The sequence below is a fragment of the Micromonospora sicca genome (assembly GCF_003172935.1).
GTDB classification, from domain to species: domain Bacteria; phylum Actinomycetota; class Actinomycetes; order Mycobacteriales; family Micromonosporaceae; genus Micromonospora; species Micromonospora sicca.
Window position 1 is genome coordinate 27,895 of record NZ_QGKS01000263.1, and the last position, 23,367, is coordinate 51,261.

A 23,367-nucleotide genomic window follows, 5' to 3' on the forward strand; every position below is an offset into this window, starting at 1 on the left:
GACGCAACCGTATCGTCGTTGCGCTACATTGTCCCACGTGACGACCGAGAAGAGGCGTGCGCCGGCCGGTGCGGCGGTGCTGCGCGGCGAGATCACCACGGCCATCCGCGCTGCCGTCATGCAGGAGTTGGCCGAGGTCGGCTACGGCCGCCTCTCCATCGAGGCGGTGGCCCGGCGGGCCGGGGTGAGCAAGACGGCCATCTATCGCCGGTGGCGTTCCAAGCTCGACCTGGTGCTGGACATGGTCTCCGCCGTGGCCGGGCGCAACCTGCCGCTGCTCGACACCGGCAGCCTCCTCGGCGACCTGGAGATCCTGCTGCACGTGATGGCTCGTGCGCTGCGTCACCGGCTGGCCTCACAGATCATCCCGGACCTGCTCGCCGAGGCCGCCCGCAACCCGCAGATCGCCGAGAAGCTCCAGCAGGCACTCGACGACTACCAGCAGGCGGTCGGCCGGATCCTGATCGGCCGGGCCGTCGAGCGCGGGGAGCTTCCCACCGACACCGACCCGCAGGCGGCGGTCGACCTGATCGTCGGGCCGATCTACTGGCGGCTGGCCATCGCCCGGGCGCCGCTGCGGACGGAGGAGGTGCCGCGAATGGCGACCGCGATCGTCGCGGCGCTCCGGGTAGCATGCGTGGGGCCCGTCCGCGACGAGGTGGAGATTTGACCCCCGCTGCGCGTCGTTCGCGACCCGACTCGTCGATCATGAACAACAGGAGACAACTGGTCGGACAATTACCGCGACCAGCTAGTTTTCCACCGAACCCGCTACCATCCCCCCGGAACCCCCAATGAGCATTTTGTCGACAGGAGGAAGCCCCATGGCTGGGCCGCACCCAGAGTTCATCCCCCCAGCACGACCGATCATCGGTGAGGCCGAGATCGAGGCGGCTGTCCGGGTGCTGCGGAGCGGCCGGGTCGTGCAGGGCCCGGAAGTCGCGGCGTTCGAGGAGGAGTTCGGCGAGCTCGTCGCCGGCCGGCACTGCGTGGCCGTGAACTCCGGCACGTCCGCTCTGCAGCTCACCCTGATGGCGCTCGGCTTCGGCCCCGGCGACGAGGTCATCGTGCCCTCGTTCTCCTTCGCCGCCAGCGCCAACGCCGTCCGGCTGGTCGGCGCCGAGCCGGTCTTCGTGGACATCGAGCCGGGCAGCTTCTGCGTGGACCCGGAGGCCGTGGCCGCCGCGGTCACCCCGCGGACCGTGGCCATCATGCCGGTGCACCTGTACGGCCACCCGGCCGCGATGGACCGGATCATGGCCATCGCCGAGCAGCACGGCCTCGCCGTCGTCGAGGACGCCGCCCAGGCCCACGGCGCGAGCCTCCACGGCACCCCGGTCGGCGCCTTCGGCACCGCCGGCTGCTTCAGCTTCTACCCGACGAAGAACATGCACGCCCTCGAGGGCGGCATGGTCACCACCGCCGACGCGGAGCTGGCCCGCACCCTGCGGCTGCTGCGCAACCAGGGCATGGAGCAGCGGTACGCCAACGAGATCGTCGGCGCCAACATGCGGATGACCGACGTGGCCGCCGCGATCGGCCGGGTGCAGCTCGGTCAGCTCGGCGAGTGGACCGAGCAGCGCCGGGCCAACGCCAAGTACCTCGACTCCAACATCACCGGCATGGTCACCCCGCCGGTGGCGGACGCGGCCAAGCACGTCTACCACCAGTACACGGTGCGGGTGAAGGGCGACCGGGACGCCGCCCAGGCCCGCCTGACCGAGCTGGGCATCGGCAACGCCGTCTACTACCCGACGCCGATCCACCGGCTCAAGCCGTACCTCACCGAGGACGGCAAGCCCGGCCCATGGGAGCTGCCGGAGACCGAGCGGGCCGCCGCCGAGGTGGTCTCGCTGCCGGTCCACCCGTCGCTGACCCAGGCCGACCTGGAGCGGATCGCCGAGGCCGCCAACCTCGCCGGGGGTGCCCGATGAGCGGCGGACGCAAGCTGCGCGCCGGCCTGATCGGCCTCGGCGCGATGGGCCGCAACCACGCCCGCGTGCTGTCCAACCTGGACGGCGTCGAGCTGGTCGGCATCGTCGACCCGGCCGGCGACGTCACCGGCACGCTGCGCGCCCCGGTGGTGCCGCAGCTCGGTGACCTGCTGGCCATGGGCATCGACTACGCGGTGGTCGCCTGCCCGACCGCGCTGCACGAGCAGGTCGGCCTGGAGCTGGCGGCCAACGGGGTCAGCGCGCTGATCGAGAAGCCGCTGGCCCAGTCGGTCGAGGCGGCGACCCGGCTCGTCGAGGCGTTCGAGGCCGCCGGCCTGGTCGCCGGGGTCGGGCACATCGAGCGCTACAACCCGTCCCTGCAGAACCTGCGCAGCCGGCTCGAGGCCGGCGAACTGGGCGAGGTCTACCAGGTCGTCACCCGGCGGCAGGGGCCGTTCCCGCACCGGATCGCCGACGTCGGCGTGGTGATGGACCTGGCCACCCACGACATCGACCTCACCGCCTGGGTGACCGGCCAGGAGTACGCCTCGGTGTCGGCCCGCACCGTCTCCCGCAGCGGCCGGCTGCACGAGGACATGGTGGCCGTGGTCGGCCAGCTCGCCGACGGCACGATGGTGAACCACCTGGTCAACTGGCTCAGCCCGCTCAAGGAGCGGTCCACCGTGATCACCGGTGACCGGGGCTGCTTCGTGGCCGACACGCTCACCGCCGACCTGACCTTCTACGCCAACGGCGCCATCGACACCGAGTGGGAGGCGCTGCGCGCGTTCCGCGGGGTGGCCGAGGGCGACATGGTGCGCTACGCGATCCCGAAGCGGGAGCCGCTGCTCGTCGAGCACGAGCGGTTCCGCGACGCGGTCGAGGGCAAGCAGAGCGACATCGTCACCCTGCGGCAGGGTCTGCGCACGGTGCAGGTGGCCGCCGGCCTCCTGGAGTCCGCCTCCGACGGCAAGGTCGTCTCCGTGGCGTCGAGCCAGAGCGACGAACCGGCCGTCGCCCGCTAGCCGCAGCGCATTCCAGGGGGAGGGATACACGATGGCTTCCAACAGCACGACCGGGTCGCGCGGCCGGGTCGTCATGCTCGTCGACAACGGGGTGCACGGCGACTCCCGGGTCCAGAAGGCCGCCCGGTCGGCCGCGGACGCCGGCTGGGAGGTCTTCCTCCTCGGCATCCGCAACGCCCGTTCCGACACGGACACCTGGCAGATCGGCGGGGCGGAGGTCCGGCTGCTGCGGGTGCCCAAGCCGCTGCACCGGCTCCCCCGGGACAGCAGCCGTTCGCTGCGCCGGCCGCTGGCGTACCCGCCGGGGACGAAGGCCGCGTACCGGATCCAGGAGATCAAGGCCTGGCAGGCCGAACTCTACGAGCGCCGGATCCGGGCGCAGGTCCTCGGCGGCCGGCTGCCGGCCGTCGTCGGCCGGACGGCGCAGCTGCCGTCCCGCGCCGCGGCGGTGGTGCTGGCCCGGTGGGTGAAGTTCCGGGCCGGTGAGACCCGTCGGCTGCGCGAGCGTCAGGTCGACCCGGACTCGCTGCTCACCAAGCTGCCGATCAGGAGCTGGCAGGCGCTGCTGGGCAACCGCAGCTGGCGCCGGCTGGACCCGGGCCTGTGGGACTTCGAGCTGGCCTTCCGCACCGCGATCGACGAGCTCGAGCCGGACATCATCCACGCCAACGACTTCCGGATGCTCGGCGTCGGGGCGCGGGCGATGCTGCGGGCCCGGGCCGCCGGCCGCGACACCAAGCTGGTCTGGGACGCCCACGAGTTCGTCGGCGGCATCACCGGTCGGGCCGACAACCCCCGCTGGCTGCCGGCCCAGATCGCCTACACCGCCGAGTACGCCGCCTACCCGGACGCGGTGGTGACGGTCTCCGACACGCTCGCCGAGCTGCTCCAGGAGACGCACGCCCTGCCGGAACGGCCGGCGGTGGTGCTCAACGCGCCGATGGCGCCGCCGGCCGACGCCGACGGCGACACGCCCGACCTGCGGGCGCTCTGCGGGGTGGACGAGCGGACGCCGGTGCTGGTCTACGCCGGCGCCGTGAACCCGAGCCGGGGCGTCCAGCTCATGGTGGAGGCGCTGCCGGAGCTGCCCGAGGTGCACGTCGCCTTCGTGACGATGAACCCGAACGGGGACAACCGGTTCTCGGAGACGCTGCTGGAACGGGCCGTGGAGCTGGGCGTCGGCGACCGGGTGCACCTGCTGCCGTACGTCAAGCACTGGCAGGTCGTCCCGTTCCTGTCCGCGGCGGACGCGGGCGTCATCCCGATCCACCACAAGCCCAACCACGAGCTGGCGCTGATCACGAAGTTCCTGGAGTACTCGCACGCGCGACTGCCCATCGTGGTCAGTGACGTGAAGACCATGGCCCAGACCGCCCGGGACACCGGGCAGGGCGAGGTCTTCCGGGCCGAGGACCTGACCGACTACGTCCGGGCCGTCCGGGCCGTGCTCGCCGACCCGGCACGCTACCGGGCCGCGTACGACAAACCCGGCCTGCTGGAGGGCTGGACCTGGGAGGCCCAGGCGCGGGTCCTCGACCAGGTCTACAGCGGCCTGCTGGGCATCCCCGCCGCGGCCGCCGGCGGCACCGTGCCGGCGGCCCGGGTCCCCGGCGACCAGCGGGAGCTGGCGGGTACCACCCACTGACGCGAGGACGGGCCGGCTCCGCCCCAGGGCGGAGCCGGTCCGTCCGTCTTCGTCCCCGGTGGACCCGCCGTGCCGCACCGGGCGCCGCCGAAAGCCCACGACAAGACGACCGGGGCCGTCCCGCGATGGCGGGACGGCCCCGGTGCTGTTCGGGCCGACGGTCAGCCGGCGGTGGCCGGTGGCTCCAGCAGCAGGCGGTCGAAGTCCTTCTGGGTGACCGACCAGTCCCACGTGCTCAGCACGTGGGAGGCCGCGGCCTGACCGGCCTCGCGCCAGCCGTCCTCCGACGCGGTGACGGCGAGGATCCGCTCCGCGGCCTCCTCCGGCGTGCCCACCACCCAGTCGCTCGGGAAGAGGCTGCGCGCGCTGTGCTGCCGGCCCGCGAAGAACGGCCAGTCCCGGACCACCGGCACGGCGCCGCTGGCGGCGCCCTCGACCAGTCCGCAATGGAAGCTCTCCCGCACCGAGGTGCTCAGGATGACGCCCACGTCGGTCAGCGCCCCCCGCACGTCCTCGGTCCGGCCGGTCCGGATCACCGCGCCGGAGGACTCCAGCTCGGCCAGCTCCCGGTCCAGCTCCGCGACGTACGCCCGCACCGCCGGGCTGAGCGAGGCGCGCAGGTCGTCGCCGATCAGCTTGAGCCGGTACCGCTCGTCCCGCTTGCGCAGCTCGCGCAGCACCGCCAGGGCCCAGCGCGGGTCCTTGGCCAGCGAGCTGAGCCCGATCAGCCCGAGCGTGAACCGCGCGTCGCCCGTCTTCGGCCCCGCGTACCGGTGCAGCTCCATCGCGTTGCTGACCACGTGCGTGCGCGGCCCCTGCGGGGCGCGCAGCCGCGGCACGGCCGCCAGCGTCAGGTCACGCAGGTGCTCCGAGACGAAGACCAGGTCGTCGACCCGGGACCAGTCGGCCAGGTGCGGCCACCAGCTGAAGGCCTCGAAGCTGTGCAGGCGCACGATCACCCGGGTGGTGCCGGGGTCGATCGTGGTGAGCATCGCGGCGGGCAGGTTGCACCAGTCCACGAAGACCGTGTCCGCCCAGGCGAGGTGCTCGCCCCAGGCCTCCGCCACCTCCTCCGCCCGCTTGGAGGTGCCGGCGAGCATGTGGTGGACCAGGTTCGTCCGGCCGTTGCTGAGCACCGGGCGGATCGACTCCTCGACCAGGTTGAGCCGGCGCACCTGCACGTCGGGCATCGCCTCGTACCGCTCGAGGATCGGGGCGAGGAAGTTGTCGTTCAGCCCGGTGAAGAAGAGCATCCGGTGCGGCCGGTCCGCCGGCGGGAACTGGGCTGGCGCCCGCCTGCCCCGCGGCGTGGCCATCGCCTGCCCCACCTTGCTCCCGTGCAGCGGCGCGAGGAAGCCCTCCGGGTCCTCGGCCAGCGGCGAGGTGACGCCGTCGAAGTGCGCGATCCGGTGGAACATCAGGTCGAACGCGCGCAGCACGTGCGGGGCCGCCTTGCCCGGGTTCCGCTTCTTGAGGAAGGCGTCGGCGGCGGCGAGCTGACCCTTGGCGACGGTCATCAGGTGCACCGGCACCTTGCCCTGGTTCAGCTCCGCCTCGACGATCGGGCCGAGGAGGTGGCCCTTGGTGGTGTTGCTCTTCAGCCGGCCCTGCGCCGCCAGCGCCAGCTGGTTGGCGCTGGCCTTGTGCCCGGCCCGGTGCATGCTGGTGTTGACCCGCCGGGCGATCTTGCCCCGGTACCGCTCGGGGACGCCGGGCGCGGCCACCGCCCGCTGCCAGAACCAGCGGACCGCGCCGAGGCGCATGGCCTTCTGCCCGGTGGCCGCGTCCAGCACCACCTTGGCCAGGTCGATGGTCTGGCTGCGGGTGTTGTTGACCGCCAGCAGAGGCGAGGGGCCGAGGGTGGTGAGCCGGGGACGGCGGTACCGGGCCGGATCGGCCGACCGCTTCTCCACGGCGCGCAGCGCGGGGGCGAGGCCGAAGACGGCGTCGGCCCGGCGGTAGCGGTGGGCCAGCTGCCAGACGGTGTGCAGCGCCTGCTGGTCCAGGGCGACCAGGACGTCGGCCCGCTTGGCGTGGCGCCGGACCCACGGGTCGCGCTGGGCGCGCAGCCACGGGCGGCGGGCCGGGCTGGCCCGCTTGACCATCCGGCCGAAGCGGGGGCCGAGCTCCTTGGCCGTGGGCAGCAGGTGCAGCTCGGCGAGGTCGGCCGCGGCCGGGATCTTGTCCGGGTCGAAGGTGCAGGCGACGCGCACCGTGACCCCGAGGGACCGGAACTGCTCGAGCGCGTCGGTCAGGACCGCCACCCGGCCGGGGACGGCTCCTAGGACCATCAGGACCTCGATCATGACCTACCTTCTCTGGCCAGTACGCGAGCAGCGCCGGCGGGGGAAACGGGCGGGGTGCCGGTCCGTCCGCCGGTGCCGTGCACCAGCTCGGTGACCTCCTGAACGGCCGGGATGAGCTGCGCCTCCCGGGCGTACTGCTTCGCCTCCGCCCGCGCCTTCTCCCGGTCGGCCTCGGTGGCGTTGAGGGCGAACGCGGCGGCCCGGCGGAACGCGCCGGCCAGCTCGGCCGGGTCCAGGCCGACCGCCCCGGTCCAGAGCGGGTACGTCGACAGCACCGTCGAGGCGTCGTGGTCCGCCTCGTGCGCGGAGACGACCGGCAGGCCGGTTGCCATGTACTCGTAGACCTTCCCGGAGGTCATGTACCGGCCGCCGGTCACCATCAGCACGACCGCGTCCCAGCGGGCGTACAGGTCGATGACCTCGGCCTTGGGCACGGAACCGCCGACCACCACGCCGTCCGCGGCGGCGGCCTTCAGCAACTCGGCGTGCGCGTTGTCACCGCGCGCCCAGGCGGCGCCGATGTGGCCGCGCACCTCGAAGCGCGCGTCCTTCAGCGCCGGGTCCTCGGCGCGGGCGGTCCGCCAGCCCTGCAGGACCGCGTCGAGCAGCGGCACCGGCAGGTTCAGCGCGCCCAGGTAGCCGAAGGTCAGCGGGCGGTCGGGGGTCACCGGCCGGGCCTGGGCCGGGATGCTGGACGCGTCGTAGCCGTTGCGCACGACCCGCATCTTGTGCGCGAGCTCCGGGTACCGCTCTCGGTACCAGCGGGAGATCGGCTCGTTGACGTTCCAGATGGCGATCGCGTTGGTGAGCAGCTTGATCTCCCACTGCCCGGAGACCGACTCCTTCGGGAACGCCTCGCCGTTGTTGATCACGTCGACGGACCAGCCGTCGCGGAAGTCGACCACGTACGGGACCTGGTGCGTCTCCCAGAGCTTCCAGGTCGCCGCGAGGTTCACGTACGGGGCGCAGGTCGTCACCAGCAGGTCGGCCGGCTTGTCCCGGTGGATCTGCACCAGGGCCTTCTCCAGCGCCGGCCGCCACCCGCCGAAGACCGGCTCGGGGAAGACCTTGAGGTTCCGCTTGCGCAACTGGGCCAGGTAGTCCTTGTGGGCCAGGGCGCGGGTCTCGCTGAACGCCCGGATGTCGGTCTCCAGGTCGTCGCGGACCAGCGGCAGCTTGACCACCCGGACCCGGGAGTCCACCCCGGCGGCGAGGGTGTGGTCCAGGCCGTACTCCCGCTCCCACGCCTCGTCGATGATGGTGACGGCGGTCACGTCCCAGCCGGCCGCGGCGAACTGGTTGGCCGTCTCGCGCATCCGGTAGGCGCAGCTCTTGGCCGCGGGGGGAAAGCCGATCGCCAGGTAGATCATGTGCGGTCGGGACCCGGACCGTCGCGCCCGGGGGAGCTTCAACGAGTCCCAGAGATTTCGCCCGTTGTTCATCGATTCCGATCCTGGGGAGGTGGGGAGATGCGGCGTCGTGACCCGGACGGCCGGTCCTCGCCACCCGGTCGGGAGGCGACGACCGTCGGGCGTCCACCGAGCGGGACCATGCCGGGAGGGACCTTTCCATCAGCGGTACGCCGTACCTTGTGGTCGGCCGGAGGCGGTGTCTGCTCCGCCGATGGTCGCGAAACGACCCTCGGACAGAGCGCGGACACTACAATAGCGCCGTCGCGGGCGCCGGACGTGCCGCCGCCGGGCGGGCCCCGGCCCCACGGCCGCCGACCGGCGTCCGGTCACTCTCCCGCTGACCGGTCAGGGCGAATACCGCCAGATCAGCAGCAGGTACCCGCCGAAGTAGGCCGAGAAGGCCGTCACCGGCACCAGCACCGTGACCGCCCGGGCCCAGCCGGCCCGGGCCAGGCCCACGGCCGCCGGGAGCAGCAGTGGGAACGCCGGCAGCAGGAAGCGCGCCTTGGAGTGGTAGTAGCCGGCCGCGCCGAGCGTGGTGACCAGCAGCAGCCCGCTGTACAGCAGCAACTGCCAGGGTTGCCGGTCGAGCAGGCTCAGCACGAAGAACATGATCGCCAGCAACGCCACCACGGTGACCACGAGCATCGGCAGCATGGCCACCTCTGACAGGACCAGCTGGCCCCACCGCAGCGTGTAGACGCCGAAGTCGAAGGTGGTGCCCCAGCCGGCGGACTGGATGTGGAACCAGCCGTCCGGCCGCCCGGTCCGGACGCCCACCCAGGCCAGGTACGCGAGCCAGCCCGCGGGGGCGAGCAGCAGGGCGACCCATGGCCGCCAGCCGTCCCGGCGCCGGACGATCGCCAGCAGCGCGGCCAGCCCCACCACCGCGATCAGCGACGAGGCGGTCGGCCGGGTGAGGCCGGCGAACAGGCAGACCACCCCGGCGGTGAGCCAGCGGCGGCGCAGCAGCGCGTACAGCGTCCAAGCGGCCAGGGCGGTGAACAGGCTCTCGCTGTAGCCCATCGACTCCACCACGCCGTGCGGCACCGCGGCCCAGAGCGCGGCGAGCAGCACGCCGGTACGCCGGTCGTGCAGGTACGCGCCGATCGCGAACAGCCCCCAGGCGGCCGCCAGGCCGGCCAGCCACGCCACGATCAGCGCCGCCTCGCGCGGGCTGAGCGGGGAGATCCGGTCCAGACCCGCGGTGAGACCGGGGTAGAGCGGGAAGAACGCCATGTTGCTCTGCGTCTTCTCGTACCCGTCGTACCCGTGCTGGGCGATCGCGAGGTACCAGTTCCCGTCCGCCCGGGTCAGCCCCTTGCCGGGGGAGGCGCCCACGTTGCGGGCCCAGAGGTAGACGGTCAGCAGCCCCACCAGGCGGATCGCGGCGTAGACCGCGAGCGCGGGCAGCGCGTACCGAGCGGCGTCCCACAGCCGCCGTCCGAGGGCCGCCCGGCCCGGGGCGGGGCTCGCCGGCTCCGCGGCCGGCGTCGGCCGGCCTGGTTCCTCGGTCGTCATCACGTCCATTTTGCGATCCCGTCCGCGCTGAGCTGGGGTGATCCGAAGGCACACCCGGTCCGCCGGGAGGTTCGACGCCGGCCCGTCCCGCGAACTCCCGACGTCACCGGTCGTTGAACAGCATGGAGGGTAGCAACCGGCGCGTGAGGGCGCGGACCACCGACGGCGGCGGACCTTTCCGGCCGATGCGTTGTCGTAGACTCGCTCGGGTCCGCGGGCGCGGTGCTGGCTGACACGGAGACGGGCAGGAATGGGATCTGACGGCACTACCGCAGCGGCGGGCACCCGGGGACGGGTCGTCATGCTGGTGGACAACGGGGTCGACGGTGACTCCCGGGTGCAAAAGGCGGCGCGCTCGGCGGCGGAAGCCGGCTGGGAGGTCGTCCTCGTCGGCCGGGCGCCGGTCGGGCAGCCGCGGACCTGGCAGCTCGGCGGCGCCCAGGTCCGGCTGGTCCCCATGCCCGAGCCGCTGGCCAAGCGGCGGCACGAGTTCCGCCGCGCCTGGCTGCGCCGGCCGCTGGCCTACCCGCCCAGCGGCATCGCCGCCCACCGCATCCAGGCGGTCAAGGCCTGGCGCGCCGACCTGGGGGTCCGGCGGGCCGCGCTGACCGCCGCCGCCCGGGAGGCCGCCTCCGGCACGCCCTCCGGGCTGTCCTGGCGCGCGCTGCGCGCCGAGGAGAAGCTCGCCGGCCTGGCCCGCCGCTGGGTCTCGTTCCGCAACCGCCAGTTCACCCAGGCCCGCCGGGGCCGCAAGCTCGACGGGCCGTGGGACCGGGCGTACACGCTGTTCTGGCAGAAGCTGCGCGGCGACGGCGCCTGGCGCCGGCTGGAGCCGGGCCTGTGGGACTACGAGCTGGCCTACGGCCCGGTGGTCGACGAGCTGGCCCCGGACCTGATCCACGCCAACGACTTCCGGATGATCGGGGTGGGCGCCCGCGCCAAGATCCGGGCCGCCGCCAAGGGCCGGCGGATCGCCCTGGTCTGGGACGCCCACGAGTACCTCCCCGGCGTGCAGCCATGGCGGGACAACGCCCGCTGGCTGCCGGGGAACGTCGCCCACGAGCGGGAGTACGTCCCGTACGCCGACGCCACCATGACCGTCTCCGGCGGCCTGGCCGACCTGCTGCAGGGCGAGCACGGCCTGACGGAGCGTCCGGCGGTGGTGTTGAACGCCCCCGCGGTGGACGAGCTGCCCGCCGACCCGACCGCCCCGGTGCCGGACATCCGTGCGTTGTGCGGCATCGGTCCGCAGACCCCGCTGCTGGTCTACAGCGGGGTGGCCGCCGCGAAGCGGGGCCTCGGCGTGATGGTCGAGGCGCTGCCGGAGCTGCCCGACGCGCACGTCGCCCTGGTGGTGAACAAGCCCGCGTCGGCGTACGTCAAGGGCCTGCTCACCCGGGCCGGGGAGCTGGGCGTCGCCGGCCGGGTGCACGTCCTGCCGTACGTGCCGCACCACCAGGTGGTGCCGTTCCTCTCCGGCGCGCAGGTCGGGGTCATCCCGATCCAGCACTGGCCGAATCACGAGATCGCGCTGATCACCAAGTTCTTCGAGTATTCACACGCCCGCCTCCCGCTGGTCGTCTCCGACGTGCGGACCATGGCCGAGACTGTCCGGGAGACCGGGCAGGGTGAGGTGTTCCGGGCCGAGGACGTGGCGGACTTCGTCCGCGCGGTCCGGGCGGTCCTGGCCGACCCGACCCGCTACCGGGCCGCGTACGAGCGGCCGGGGCTGCTGGCGCAGTGGACGTGGGAGGCGCAGGCGGAGGTGCTGGACGGGGTGTACTCCCGGCTGCTGCCCGACCGGCCGCGCCCGACGCCGGGCACCGCCCCGGCCTCCGGCGGCGCCCCGACCTCGGTGGGGGTGGGCGCGTGAGCCAGCCGGACGTGACGGTGGTCGTCGCCGTCTACAACACCATGCCGTACCTCACCACCTGCCTCAACTCCCTCGTCGAGCAGACCATCGGCCTGGACCGGCTGGAGGTGGTCGCGGTCGACGACGGGTCCACCGACGGCAGCGGGGCGGAGCTGGACCGGTTCGCCGAGCGCTACCCGGGCACCGTCACCGTGCTCCACCAGCCCAATTCGGGCGGCCCGGCGGTGCCGAGCAACCGTGCCCTGGACCACGCGCGCGGGCGGTACGTCTTCTTCATCGGCTCGGACGACCACCTCGGCCCGGAGGCGCTGGAGCGCCTGGTCGACGCGGCCGACCGCTGGGGCTCCGACGTGGTGCTCGGCCGGATGGTCGGCACCAACAAGCGCTACGTCCACCAGGCGATCTACGCCAGCACCCAGGAGCAGGTGGACCTGTTCGACAGCCCGCTGCCCTGGTCGCTTTCGAACACCAAGCTGTTCCGTCGGGACCTGATCGAACGGCACGGCCTGCGGTTCCGCGAGGACATGCCGATGGGCAGCGACCAGCCCTTCACCCTCGAGGCCTGCTTCCGGGCCGCCAAGATCTCCGTCCTCGCCGACTACGAGTTCTACTACGCGGTCAAACGGGACAACGCGCAGAACATCACCTACGCCAGCCGGTTCGAGGAGCGGCTGCGCTGCGCCGAGGAGCTGGTCGGCTTCGTCGCCGGGCTGATCGAGCCGGGCCGCCGCCGCGACGCGATCCTGCTGCGCCACTTCACCTGGGAGGTGGCGAAGCTGCTGCGGCCCGAGTTCCTCGACCTCGGCCCGGACGTCCAGCAGCAGGTCCACGACCGGATCCGCAAGCTCGCCGAGGCGTACCTCACCGACGGGATCGTCGCGGCGATGGCGCCCGACGTCCGGCTGCGGATGGTCGTGGCCCGGGACGCCGACCTGGACCGGCTGCGCGAGCTGATCCGCCAGCAGGCGGACACGGTGCTGCCGGAGGTGACCATCGCCGGCGACCGCTGGTACGCCCACTACGTCGGCTTCCGGGACCCGAGGCTGGGCTATCCGGACGACTGGTACGACGCCACCGCCCAGGCCGCCAAGCTGATGGCGAAGCTGACCGCGACCGAGCTGGCCTGGGGGCAGGACGCCACCGGCGGTCCCGCCCTGGTGATCACCGCGCAGAGCCGCTGGGCGCAGCTGGCCGAGTTCGCCGCGGACGCGGTCCGGGTCAGTGTGGGCGAGTTGGCGGGTGTCACTTCGGTCGCCCCGGGCGGCCCCGGTACCGTCGTACGGACGGACTTCGCGGTGGACCAGCTGCTCGCGGTCGTCACGCCGAACGGGGAACGTCGGGTGGTACGGGCCGAGGTGACCGCGTTGGGCGGGATCGCGTCCGCACCGCTGCGGACGGACCGCCGCCTTGCGGCGCCGCGCCGGGTGGCCCGCCACGGTGTCCGGCTCCACCTCGTCACGCCCACCACGAACCACAAGGGCCAGGTGATCGTCGCGATCACGCCGGTGACCCCCCGTCGGTTCATTGCCCGTCTCCGCCGAATCTGGCCCTCAGGAGGAAAGTAGTTCCATGAACATCTGCGTCGTCGCGCTGGGAAAGATCGGTCTGCCGCTCGCCGTGCAGTTCGCCTCGAAGGGGCACCGGGTGATCGGTGCCGACGTCTCCGAGCGGGTCGTGCGGCTGGTCAACGACGGGGCGGTGCCGTTCCCGGGTGAGACCGACCTGGACGTCAAGCTGAAGGAGGCGGTGGCCGCCGGGCTCCTGTCGGCCACCACCGACACCGCCGCCGCGGTCGCCGAGTCGGAGGCGGTCGTCGTGGTCGTCCCGCTCTTCGTGGACGCCGACGGGGTGCCGGACTTCGGCTGGATGGACGACGCCACCCGGGCCATCGCCGCCGGCCTCAAGCCGGGCACGCTGGTCAGCTACGAGACCACGCTGCCCGTCGGCGCCACCCGCAACCGCTGGGCGCCCATGCTCGAGGAGGGCTCCGGGCTCACCGCCGGCAAGGACTTCCACCTGGTCTTCAGCCCGGAGCGGGTGCTCACCGGTCGGGTCTTCGCCGACCTGCGCCGCTACCCGAAGCTGGTCGGGGGCATCGACGAGGCGTCGGCCGAGCACGGCGTGCGCTTCTACGAGGCGGTGCTGGACTTCGACGAGCGGGCCGACCTGAACCGCCCGAACGGTGTCTGGGACCTCGGCTCCGCGGAGGCGTCCGAGCTGGCCAAGCTCGCGGAGACCACCTACCGGGACGTCAACATCGGCCTGGCGAACCAGTTCGCCCGGTTCGCCGACACCGTGGGCGTCGACGTGACCAAGGTGATCGAGGCCTGCAACACCCAGCCGTACAGCCACATCCACTCGCCGGGCATCGCGGTCGGCGGGCACTGCATCCCGATCTACCCGCGGATGTACCTGTGGAACGACCCGGCCGCCACCGTCGTGCGCTCGGCCCGCGAGGCCAACGCCGCCATGCCGGAGTACGCCGTCGACCTGCTCGCCGCCGCGTACGGCGACCTGACCGACGTCGGGGTGCTGGTGCTCGGCGCCGCGTACCGGGGTGGCGTCAAGGAGACCGCCTTCTCCGGCGTCTTCCCGACCGTCGAGGCGCTGCGCGCCCGGGGCGCCAAGCCGTACGTCTCCGACCCGATGTACACCAACGAGGAGCTGGTCGCGCACGGCCTGCCGGGCTACGACGGCGAGCCGATCGGGGCGGCCGTGATCCAGGCCGACCACGCCGAGTACCGCACCCTCGCCCCGGCCGACCTGCCGGGCGTGACGGTGCTGGTCGACGGCCGCCGGGTCACCGACCCGGCCCGCTGGACCGGCGTCCGCCGGGTGGTCATCGGCGGCTGACCCGTTCGCCCGCCAGTGGGCCCCGGCCGTCGCGGCCGGGGCCCACTGCGTTTGCGCCGCCCGGCGGACACCGGTGGCGAGGGGTCGTCGGCCGTTCACCCGGGCAATACTTGGGTTACCTGGCCCGTTCAAGGCCGCAGCCGCCCGGTATCGGATCTCATCGACGCCGGTGGGCAGACAGGGAGCGTTCCTTGTTCAGCAGAGTACGGAGCCAGCAGGGCATCGCCACGGTCGGCGCGGTGCTGCTGGCGTACGGGATCATGGTCCTGGCCGGCGTCTTCGGCTGGGTGGTCCCGTTCGCGGTCGCGGGGCTGGTCGCCATCGCCGGTGAGTTCGCCCTCGCCACCCGGTTCGCCGCGACCGGCGAGCTGCTGGAGAAGGGCGGGCTCGGGCTGGTCTGGCGGCAGCTCACCCGGGACCTGTCGGTCGTCCTGCTGGCCGTCAGCGCGGTCCGCCCGAGCGTGGGCGGCACAGTCGTCGTCATGCTGCTGCCCGCCGCGCTCTGGGCCCTCGCGGTCGGCACCGGCGCCCTCGCGGTGCTCGGCGAGCGGCGGGCCAGCACCCCGGCGTACACCCGCAACATCGACCTGGGCGGGTCGGGCCGGGTGCCGGCCCCGCCGGCCTGGGCGCGCCGCATCGAGGGGGACCGGCTGCCGCTGCTCAACCTGCTGCTAGTGCCGGCGGCCGTGGTGGCCGCGCTGACCGACCGGGTGACGCCGGTGGTGGTGACCGGGCTGGTCACCCTCGCCGTGGGCGCGGTGACGGCGGCGGTGCTAGCGCTGAGCTGGCTGCGCGGGCGGGGCCGGACGCCGGGGGTGCTGCCGGCGCTGGATGCCTGGCTGCGCCGGGAGCGGCCCGAGGTGGCGCTCTACTTCGCCGGCCCGGCGAAAGACGTCTACCAGGCCAACATGTGGCTCGCGCCGATCGAGGCGGCCGGGCACCGGGCGGTCGTGCTGCTGCGCGCCGAGGAGGCGTTCCGCGAGCTGGCCGACACCCGGCTGCCGGTGGCCTGCGTACCGGCCGGCGTCGACTTCATGAACCTCGACCTGAGCACCATCCGGTTCGCCCTGTACGCGGCCAACGTCGGCGCCAACATCCACCTGCTCCGCGAGCCGGGCGTGAAGCACGTCTTCGTCGGCCACGGCGACAGCGACAAGCAGGCCAGCGTCAACCCCTACAGTAAGGTGTACGACGAGGTCTGGGTGGCCGGTCCGGCCGGCCGGGAGCGGTACGCCCGCGCCGGGGTGGGCGTGCTGGACCGCGACATCGTGGAGATCGGCCGCCCGCAGCTCGCCGGGGTGCATACCTTCGGCTCGGCGGCCACCGACCGCCCGTTCACCGTGCTCTACGCTCCCACCTGGGAGGGCTGGCTCGACGACGACCCGTACCACACCTCGCTGGTGCTGATGGGGGAGCGGATCGTGACCGGGCTGCTCGCCACCGGCGGGGTCCGGGTGGTCTACAAGCCGCACCCGCTGACCGGCACCCGGTCGAAGCAGGCCCGGGCGGCGCACAAGCGGATCGTCACCCGGATCCGCGCCGCCGGCGGGGACACCGACGCCACCTCGCTGGACGGCACCGCCCACCTGGTGGTCACCGGCCGTACGCCGGCCCTATTCGACTGCTTCAACACCACCGACCTGCTGATCAGCGACGTCTCCAGCGTGGTCTCCGACTTCGTGCAGAGCGAGCGGCCGTACGTGGTGGCCAACCCGGCGGGCCTGCCCGAGGACGAGTTCCGGCGGACGTATCCGACCGCCCGGGCGGCGTACCTGCTCTCCCCGGACTGCGGTGAGCTGGCGAAGGTGATCACCGTCACCCGGGCTGGGGACGACCCGATGACCGAGGCGCGGCGGGAACTGAAGGAGTACCTGCTCGGACCCGCCGGGGTGAACCCGATGGACCGGTTCCGGGCGGAGATCGACCGCCTCTGCGACTGACCGCCGCGCCGACGAAAGGGGGCGACGGCCGACGGCCGTCGCCCCCCCGCTGCGTGCGTCAGCCCCGCTGCGGCGGGTTGTCGACGTCCCGGGAGATGACCTCGCCCCGCTCGTCGACCCAGCCCTTCGGCCGCGCCGGGTTGCCGGCGACCAGCTGGTACGGCTGGACGTCCTTGGTCACCACCGAACCGGCGGCGATCATCGCGAACTCGCCGACCTCGATCCCGCAGACCAGGGTGGCGTTGGCGCCGATCGAGGCGCCCCGGCGGACCAGCGTCGGGGTGATCTTCCAGTCCGGGTTCTGGGCGCGCGGGCGGAAGTCGTTGGTGAAGACCGCGCACGGGCCCACGAAGACCTCGTCCTCGATGGTCACGCCCTGGTAGACGGAGACGTTGTTCTGGATCTTCACCAGGTCGCCGACCGTGACGCCGGCGTCGACGTACACGTTGCGCCCGATGACGCAGCCGGCGCCGACCTGCGCGGTCGAGCGGATGTGGGCCAGGTGCCAGACCTTGGTGCCGTCGCCGACCTGGGCGCCCTCCTCCACGTCGGCCGTCGGGTGGACGAAGACAGGGGACCGGTCGTTGGTGTCAGTCATCCTTCAACTCGCATCGTCGCAGGGCGCGTCGTCGCGCCGTCGGTGCCGCGTGGTTGCCGCGCCGGTTGACCGTCGCGGCCGCGCGGGCCAGGACCGCCCGGCCGCCCCGGACTCTCGCTGCCGAGGCCGGGGCGCGGGCTCGGCGTAGCATAACGAGGCCGTCAGCCGAGCAGCGCCGCCACCGCGTCGGCGGCGGGTGTGTCCGCCGGCAACGCCTCCGCCGCGAGCACCGCGTCGACCGGCAGCACGCCGTAGAGGTGCGGGAAGAGCGCCCCGCCCCGGGACGGCTCCCAGCGCAGCGCCCCGCCCAGCCGGTCCGGGTCGACGCTGAGCAGCGTGAGCCCGGTGACCCCGCCGAACACCCGGCGAGCGGTCTCCACCACCTGGTCGGGGCCGGAGAGGTGGATGTACCCGTCCTGGTGGTCCATGGCCGTGCCGGTGAAGTGCCCCGCGGCGCGGGCCCGGTCCCACTCGTCGGTCGACAGAATCTTGTAGATCATCATCACCACCGCAGCCTAGGGCGGCGCGCCGGTCGGTTCACCGGTACCGCCCCGAGCGGGCCCGCCCAACCGGCATGCTCGGATGCGACAGGTGCGGAGGGATGCCGATGGCGAGCTACGACGACGACTGGACCGACGGTCAGCGGGCCGTCTACGACGAGTGCCACCAGGCCGGCACCGAGTGGGCCGGCGACCCGGACACCCCCAGCGAGGACGTGCAGCACGTGATCAACCTGGCCGAGGCGGACGACGACACCCTCGGCGCGTCGGAGAGCGACTATCCGCCGCTGGTCGACGCCGTCACCCAGGCCACCGGCGTGGCGGTGACCAGCGTGCCGCTCAGCCACCACGACCCCGGCTTCCGCGGCTTCGTCGACGGGGTCCGGGACGCCACCGCCGACGAGGTCTTCGGCCTTTGACCGGGCCGGTGGGCGTCGGCGGCCCCGCCATCGGGTCGCCGGAGGGCTACGGCGACGACTTCCAGACCAGGCTCAGGTACGTGCCGTACCAGCCGGAGACGAGCACGAGGAACGCGAAGACGGTGAGCACGGTGCTCCGCCGGGCCTTGGCGAGCCCCATGGCGATCGGCAGGAGGAGCGTGAAGGCGGGCACCAGGTAGCGCCCCTTCGCCCAGTAGTAGTTCTCCGTGCCGACGCTGATCAGGAAGAAGGCGATCGAGTAGATCACCAGGGGCAGCGGGTAGCGGTGCAGGACGAGCAGCGCGATCAGCACCACCGCCATGCCCAGCAGCAGGGTGGACATGTAGGGCGCCAGTCGCGACGGCTCGGTCAGCACCTCCATCAAGGTGTTGACCGTCGACACGCCGCCGTCGAAGCCGATCTTCCAGGCCGTCTCCTGCATGTGGAAGTAGCCGTCGGCCCGGCCCAGCCGGTGCCCGATCCAGGCCAGGTAGCCCAGGTAGCCGAGCGGGGAGAGCGCCGCCGCCGCCCACGGCCGCCAGCCGTCCTGCCGGCGGACGATCGCCACCAGCGCGGTCACCCCGACCGCGGCGGCCAGCGTCGTCGCGGTGGGTCGGGCGAGGCCGGCGACCAGGCAGAGCAGGCCGGCGGCCACCCACTGCCGGCGCAGCAGCGCGTAGAGCGTCCACGCGACGAGCGCGGTGAAGATCGTCTCCGTGTACGCCATGTTCTGCACGATGGCGTGCGGGAGCACCGCCCAGAGGCCGACCAGGAGCAGGCCGACCCGGCGGGAGCCGAGGTGGGCGCCGACCGCGTAGATCCCCCAGGCGGCGGCCAGCCCGGCCAGCCAGGAGACGATCAGCGCGGCGACCTGCGTGGAGAACGGGGTCACGGCGGCGACCGCCGCGATGAGCCCCGGGTAGAGCGGGAAGAACGGCAGGTTGGGCAGCGTGCTGCGGGACTCCGGGTGGTGGTTGTTCGCCAGGCCCGCGTCGTACCCGTCGTTGGCGATCTGCACGTACCAGATGCCGTCGAACCGGCTGTGCAGCAGGGACCAGAAGTCCGCACCCGCGCGGTGGGCGAAGAGCGCGAGGATGATCAGCCCGCTGAGCCGCAGCAGGGCGTAGAGCGCCACCGCCTGCGCCGCCGGGAACCGCCGCCAGGATGCCGGTCGGCGCTCGTCGGTCGGCTCGTCCACCCGGCCCTCCCGAGCGGCGGGACCTGGCGCGCCGGTGGGGCGGTCCGGGTCGAGCGCAGTCGGGGCGTCGACGTCGCGGTGAGGCGCGGACTCGTCGTGCGCGGCAGCGGGAGCGGACACAAGGCAAGACCTTAACTCACCGGGTCCGGTGGCATCCGACCCGGCGAGGGACGGGGGCTCCCGCCGCGCGGGCCCGTCTGCCACCATTCGTGGGCAGCACGTCGAGGGGATGGGGGCACGGGTGCGGATCCTCCTGGTCGAGGACGACCGTCGGGTCGCCGCCGCCCTGTCGTCCGCCCTCACCCGGCGCGGCTACGAGGTGGAACACGCGGCCACCGTCGCCGCCGCCCTGTCGGCCGCCCCCTGCGACCTGGTGCTGCTCGACCTGACCCTGCCCGACGGCGACGGCACGGACCTGTGCCGGGAACTGCGCCGGCGCAGCAGCCAGCTCGGCATCATCGCGGTGACCGCCCGGGGCGAGGAACGCGACCGGGTGCTCGGCCTGCGGCTCGGCGCCGACGACTACGTGGTCAAGCCCTTCTCGATGGTGGAGCTGCAGGCCCGGATCGAGGCGGTGCTGCGCCGGGCCGCCCACACCGTGCCGGAGCGGAACCTGATCGAGGCCGGGCCGGTCCGGATCGACGTGGCCGGGCGGACGGTGCGCGTGGCCGGTCGGTCGGTCGCCCTCACCCGCAAGGAGTTCGACATCCTGGTCTCCCTCGCCCGGCAACCCGGGGTGGCCGTGCCCCGGGACCGGATCCTGCTCGACGTCTGGGGCACCACCTGGGCCGACCGGCACACCGTGGAGGTGCACGTGGGCTCGCTGCGCGGCAAGCTCGGCGACCCGACCCTGGTGGAGACGGTCCGCGGGGTCGGCTACCGGCTCCGCGGCGAGTGAGGAGGCCCGGTGCGTCGTCGGCTGGTGATCAGCTACCTGCTGCTGATGGTGCTGGTGCTGCTGGCGCTGGAGACGCCGCTGGCGGCCACCCTGGCCAGCCGCGAGACCGACCGGGTCCGCGCCGACCGGCTCGCCGACGCCACCCGCTTCGCCTCGCTGGCCGGTCCGGCGCTGCGCGGCGGCGTACCCGGCCCGCTCGACGGTGAGCTGGGCGCCTACGACGAGCTGTACGGCATCGGCGCGGCCGTGGTCGATCGGGACGGCCGTACGGTGGTCGCCTCCACCAGTTGGGAGCCCGGCCACGGCACCGCGTCGGCGCTGGACACCGCGCTGGCCGGGCAGCAGTTCAGCGGGCCCGATTCGGTGTGGCCCTGGGCGGACGGGCCGGTGGTGGTGGCGGTCCCGATCAACGACGGCGGCGAGGTGCTGGGCGCGGTGGTGACCGCCACCCCGGTCGACCGGGTGCGGCGTACCGTCACCTCCTGGTGGCTGCTGCTCGCCGGGATCGGCCTGCTCGCGGTGCTGGCCTGCGTGTCCACCGCGTTCGGGCTGGCCGGCTGGGTGCTGCGCCCGGTCACCGAGCTGGACGCGGTGACCCACGAGATCGCCGAGGGCGACCGGGGCGCGCGGGTCCGCCCGCGCCTGGGCCCGCCGGAGCTGCGCCGGCTGGCGGCGAGCTTCAACAACATGGCCGACGCGGTCTCCGACGTGATGGACCGGCAGCGCGCCTTCGTCGCGCACGCCAGCCACCAGCTGCGCAACCCGTTGACCGCGCTGCGGCTGCGGGTGGAGGAGCTGGGGCCGAGCCTCACCGACCCGGACGGCCGCGCCGAGCACCGCCTGGCGCTGGAAGAGACCGACCGGTTGGCCCGGGTGCTCGACGCGCTGCTCACCCTGGCCCGGGCCGAACGGGAGGAGAACCAGCGGATCAGCGTGGACGCCGTGGAGCTGGCCGCCTCCCGGGTGACCGCCTGGCAGCCGCTGGCCCGGCACCGGTCGGTCGCCCTCCGGCTCGTCACGGTCGACGCCCCCGCGTACGCCCGGACCGTCCCCACCGCCATCGACCAGGCGCTCGACGCGTTGATCGACAACGCGGTGAAGTTCAGCGGCGACGGGGGAGAGGTCACCGTCACCGTCCGCCCGGCCGACGGGGGCACCGCGCTGGAGGTGCGGGACACCGGCCCGGGCATGACCGCGAGCCAGCTCGGCCAGGCCACCGAGCGGTTCTGGCGGGCCCCGGACGTGCAGAACGTCGACGGCGCCGGGCTGGGGTTGACCATCGTCGCGGTGCTGGTGGACGCCTCGGACGGCCGGCTCACCATGCGGCCGGGGGAGCCCCGGGGGCTGGTCGCGGAGCTGTGGTTCCCGGCCCCGGACGAGGCCGGCGTCGACGCCGACGACGCCGAGTCCGTCGAGCCGGTCGGCTCCGACGCCGGTTAGGGCTTGGTCGCCCGGTACCAGTCGGCGGCGCCGGGATGCAGCGGCAGCGGGGTGGTGACGATCGCCGAGCGGGGGCTCATCCGGCCGGCGGCCGGATGCGCGGCGGCCAGCTCCGCCCGGCGCTCCATCAGCAGCCGGGTCACCTCGCGGACCAGCGCCTCGGGCAGGTCGGCGCGGACGATCAGATAGTTCGGGTTCGCCACCGTGCTGACCGGCGGGGCCCCGTACACCGACCGGGGGACGTCCCGGGTCACGTAGACCTGCCCGTACCCGCGGCGCAGCGGCTCGGTCCACTCGCCCAGGTCGACGATCCGGACGGCGGTGGCCTTGGCCAGCTCCTCCACGCCGCGGACCGGCAGGCCGCCGGAGAAGAAGAAGGCGTCGATCCGGCCGGCGCGCAGCGCGGCGACCGAATCGTCCAGGCTCAGGTGCTCCTGGCGGACCACGTCGCCGCCGAGCCGGGCCACGTCCAGCAGCCGGGTGGCGGTGACCTCGGTGCCGGAGCCCTCCGCGCCCACCGAGACCCGCCGCCCGCGCAGGTCGGCCAGCGTCCGTACCGGCGTCCCGGCGGTGGTGACCAGGTGCAGCAGGTCGTCGTAGACCCGGGCCACGGCGAGCACGCCGGGCTGCTCCGGCGCCGCGGTCGGCAACACGTCGGCCTGGGTGAAGCCCAGTTCGGCCTCGCCGGACCCGACCAGCCGGACGTTCTGCGCGGACGCGGCGGTGACCACCACGCTGGCCCGCACCCCGGGCAGCTCCCGGTTGAGGACCGCCGCCAGCGACTGCCCGAAGGCGTGGTAGACCGCGGTCGGGCTGCCGGTCGCGATCCGGATCCGCACCGGTTCGGCGCGTTCGTCCCGGCAGCCGCCGAGCCCGGCCAGCGCGGTCACCAGCATCAGCACCATCAGCGGCGCGGCGGCCCGGCGCGGACGGCGGACAGACCAGCTACGGCTCACGGGCTGCACTGTGCGCCGTGCACGCCGCCGCGCGCAAGCCCGCCCGGTCCGGCGGGTGCCCCGCTGCCGCGCCGGGGACTTTGCCCGACGGTCGCGTCCGCCCGGCGTCCGCAGTCGGCCGGGGTCAGCAGGCGGGGGCGAGGGCGGCGCTGTCCAGGATCCGGTCCCGGTGCGGGCCGTGCGCGACGCTCACCACGAAGCAGCCGGCGCCCGGCCGGAGCAGCGCCGGGACGTCCAGCAGGGCGGCGCCGCGGACCAGCACCGCCGCCAGCTCCCGGTCGGTCAGCCGGACACCGAGGATGTGCCGGCGGACGTGCCGGCCGCCGGCCAGCAACGCCGAGCGCCAGGCGGCGGCGGCCAGCCGGGGCCGCCACACCCGCCGGGCGGTCGACGCACCGGGCACCGGCCCGCCGAGCAGTTCCCGGCGGCCCTGCCGCCAGCCGGCCTCCAGCAGCGTCGCGTACGCCGACCGCTGCTCCCGCGGCACGGACAGCCGGTGCAGCTCGTACCGGCGGCGCAGGCCGCCCGTGGTCAACTCGTGCTCCACCGGCACGTCGAGCCGAACGAGCAGCTGCCGCATCCGGCGCGCCGCGTCCTCCCGGTTGAACTCGGCGACCCCGCCCCGATACGTCTCGACGGTCGGCCGGCGGCCGTCCGTGGCCGGTGGCGGGGTGCAGCGCACCAGGCAGGCGACCTCGAACGCGTCGGCCAGGGTCAGCCAGTCCAGTGGTGGCGGTGTCGACGGCAGGCGGGGCCGGTCGAGCAGGGTGGTGGGTTCGAGGGCCATCGGACCGCTCCTTGTCGGCGTCGGGGTCCCCTAACCGTGGCCCGGTGGCCGGTGCGGCGAAA

General features: G+C 73.7%; 19 protein-coding genes. 11 read left to right on the forward strand and 8 right to left on the reverse strand.

What is annotated here, in order from left to right:
- Positions 1 to 37 precede the first annotated feature (37 nt).
- From DKT69_RS20780 to DKT69_RS20795, 4 genes are all read left to right on the forward strand, one after another.
- On the forward strand, positions 38 to 670 hold the full coding sequence (locus tag DKT69_RS20780) for a TetR/AcrR family transcriptional regulator (RefSeq protein ID WP_109803190.1): 633 nt from the start codon (positions 38 to 40) through the stop codon (positions 668 to 670).
- 154 nt (positions 671 to 824) lie between these two features.
- A complete protein-coding gene (locus DKT69_RS20785; protein ID WP_109803191.1) occupies positions 825 to 1,934 on the forward strand; it encodes a DegT/DnrJ/EryC1/StrS family aminotransferase in 1,110 nt (369 codons plus the stop codon).
- The gene (locus tag DKT69_RS20790; RefSeq protein WP_109803192.1) at positions 1,931 to 2,959 is read left to right on the forward strand and encodes a Gfo/Idh/MocA family protein; all 1,029 of its coding nucleotides are present in this window, start codon (positions 1,931 to 1,933) and stop codon (positions 2,957 to 2,959) included. Before DKT69_RS20785 ends, DKT69_RS20790 begins: the two co-directional genes overlap by 4 nt.
- Positions 2,960 to 2,990: 31 nt before the next feature.
- Entirely contained in the window at positions 2,991 to 4,604 is a 1,614-nt protein-coding gene (locus DKT69_RS20795; protein ID WP_109803193.1) for a glycosyltransferase family 4 protein, read from the forward strand.
- A gap of 161 nt (positions 4,605 to 4,765) precedes the next feature.
- Here DKT69_RS20795 and DKT69_RS20800 read toward each other — a convergent pair whose 3' ends face one another.
- From DKT69_RS20800 to DKT69_RS20810, 3 genes are all read right to left on the reverse strand, one after another.
- Positions 4,766 to 6,910 carry a glycosyltransferase family protein gene (locus DKT69_RS20800; protein ID WP_236648123.1) on the reverse strand — a complete coding sequence of 715 codons (2,145 nt, stop codon included), beginning with the start codon at positions 6,908 to 6,910 and terminating at the stop codon, positions 4,766 to 4,768.
- Positions 6,907 to 8,352, reverse strand: a complete 1,446-nt coding sequence (locus DKT69_RS20805; RefSeq protein ID WP_109803194.1) for a glycosyltransferase — start codon at positions 8,350 to 8,352, stop codon at positions 6,907 to 6,909. The genes DKT69_RS20800 and DKT69_RS20805 overlap by 4 nt, the downstream gene beginning before the upstream one ends.
- A 315-nt stretch (positions 8,353 to 8,667) precedes the next feature.
- Positions 8,668 to 9,843, reverse strand: coding sequence for a putative hexosyltransferase (locus tag DKT69_RS20810; RefSeq protein ID WP_236648124.1), 1,176 nt, complete (start codon positions 9,841 to 9,843; stop codon positions 8,668 to 8,670).
- A 301-nt stretch (positions 9,844 to 10,144) separates the two neighbouring features.
- Here DKT69_RS20810 and DKT69_RS20815 point away from each other — a divergent pair, with 301 nt between their 5' ends.
- The 4 genes from DKT69_RS20815 to DKT69_RS20830 all read left to right on the forward strand — a co-directional run bounded on the left by DKT69_RS20815 (position 10,145) and on the right by DKT69_RS20830 (position 16,509).
- A complete protein-coding gene (locus DKT69_RS20815; RefSeq protein WP_109803196.1) occupies positions 10,145 to 11,716 on the forward strand; it encodes a glycosyltransferase family 4 protein in 1,572 nt (523 codons plus the stop codon).
- Positions 11,713 to 13,281: a glycosyltransferase family 2 protein gene (locus tag DKT69_RS20820; RefSeq protein ID WP_109803197.1), complete on the forward strand. Its 1,569-nt coding sequence runs from the start codon at positions 11,713 to 11,715 to the stop codon at positions 13,279 to 13,281. Before DKT69_RS20815 ends, DKT69_RS20820 begins: the two co-directional genes overlap by 4 nt.
- A 4-nt stretch (positions 13,282 to 13,285) precedes the next feature.
- The gene (locus tag DKT69_RS20825) at positions 13,286 to 14,569 is read left to right on the forward strand and encodes a nucleotide sugar dehydrogenase (RefSeq protein ID WP_109803198.1); all 1,284 of its coding nucleotides are present in this window, start codon (positions 13,286 to 13,288) and stop codon (positions 14,567 to 14,569) included.
- A gap of 191 nt (positions 14,570 to 14,760) precedes the next feature.
- Positions 14,761 to 16,509, forward strand: coding sequence for a CDP-glycerol glycerophosphotransferase family protein (locus DKT69_RS20830; RefSeq protein ID WP_109803199.1), 1,749 nt, complete (start codon positions 14,761 to 14,763; stop codon positions 16,507 to 16,509).
- A 58-nt stretch (positions 16,510 to 16,567) separates the two neighbouring features.
- On the opposite strand, the gene DKT69_RS20835 is transcribed toward DKT69_RS20830, so the two are convergent.
- Together DKT69_RS20835 and DKT69_RS20840 are read right to left on the reverse strand one after the other, a co-directional pair.
- A complete protein-coding gene (locus DKT69_RS20835; RefSeq protein WP_109803200.1) occupies positions 16,568 to 17,107 on the reverse strand; it encodes an acyltransferase in 540 nt (179 codons plus the stop codon).
- Between the two features lie 161 nt (positions 17,108 to 17,268).
- Complete coding sequence (locus tag DKT69_RS20840; RefSeq protein WP_109803212.1) at positions 17,269 to 17,607, reverse strand: DUF952 domain-containing protein; 339 nt, start codon at positions 17,605 to 17,607, stop codon at positions 17,269 to 17,271.
- 107 nt (positions 17,608 to 17,714) lie between these two features.
- On the opposite strand from DKT69_RS20840, the gene DKT69_RS20845 reads away from it, so the two are divergent.
- Positions 17,715 to 18,026 (forward strand): hypothetical protein, encoded by a 312-nt coding sequence (locus DKT69_RS20845; RefSeq protein ID WP_109803213.1) that lies wholly within the window; start codon positions 17,715 to 17,717, stop codon positions 18,024 to 18,026.
- A gap of 46 nt (positions 18,027 to 18,072) precedes the next feature.
- Here DKT69_RS20845 and DKT69_RS20850 read toward each other — a convergent pair whose 3' ends face one another.
- The gene (locus tag DKT69_RS20850; RefSeq protein ID WP_236648125.1) at positions 18,073 to 19,344 is read right to left on the reverse strand and encodes a putative hexosyltransferase; all 1,272 of its coding nucleotides are present in this window, start codon (positions 19,342 to 19,344) and stop codon (positions 18,073 to 18,075) included.
- Between the two features lie 109 nt (positions 19,345 to 19,453).
- Here DKT69_RS20850 and DKT69_RS20855 point away from each other — a divergent pair, with 109 nt between their 5' ends.
- Both DKT69_RS20855 and DKT69_RS20860 read left to right on the forward strand, forming a co-directional pair.
- On the forward strand, positions 19,454 to 20,122 hold the full coding sequence (locus DKT69_RS20855; RefSeq protein ID WP_201749764.1) for a response regulator transcription factor: 669 nt from the start codon (positions 19,454 to 19,456) through the stop codon (positions 20,120 to 20,122).
- Positions 20,123 to 20,131: 9 nt separating this feature from the next.
- Positions 20,132 to 21,562 (forward strand): sensor histidine kinase, encoded by a 1,431-nt coding sequence (locus DKT69_RS20860; RefSeq protein WP_109803201.1) that lies wholly within the window; start codon positions 20,132 to 20,134, stop codon positions 21,560 to 21,562.
- Here the strand turns inward: DKT69_RS20860 and DKT69_RS20865 are convergent.
- Both DKT69_RS20865 and DKT69_RS20870 read right to left on the reverse strand, forming a co-directional pair.
- Complete coding sequence (locus DKT69_RS20865) at positions 21,559 to 22,518, reverse strand: TAXI family TRAP transporter solute-binding subunit (RefSeq protein WP_255420216.1); 960 nt, start codon at positions 22,516 to 22,518, stop codon at positions 21,559 to 21,561. The genes DKT69_RS20860 and DKT69_RS20865 overlap by 4 nt on opposite strands.
- 124 nt (positions 22,519 to 22,642) lie before the next feature.
- On the reverse strand, positions 22,643 to 23,305 hold the full coding sequence (locus DKT69_RS20870; RefSeq protein ID WP_109803203.1) for a hypothetical protein: 663 nt from the start codon (positions 23,303 to 23,305) through the stop codon (positions 22,643 to 22,645).
- Positions 23,306 to 23,367 lie beyond the last annotated feature (62 nt).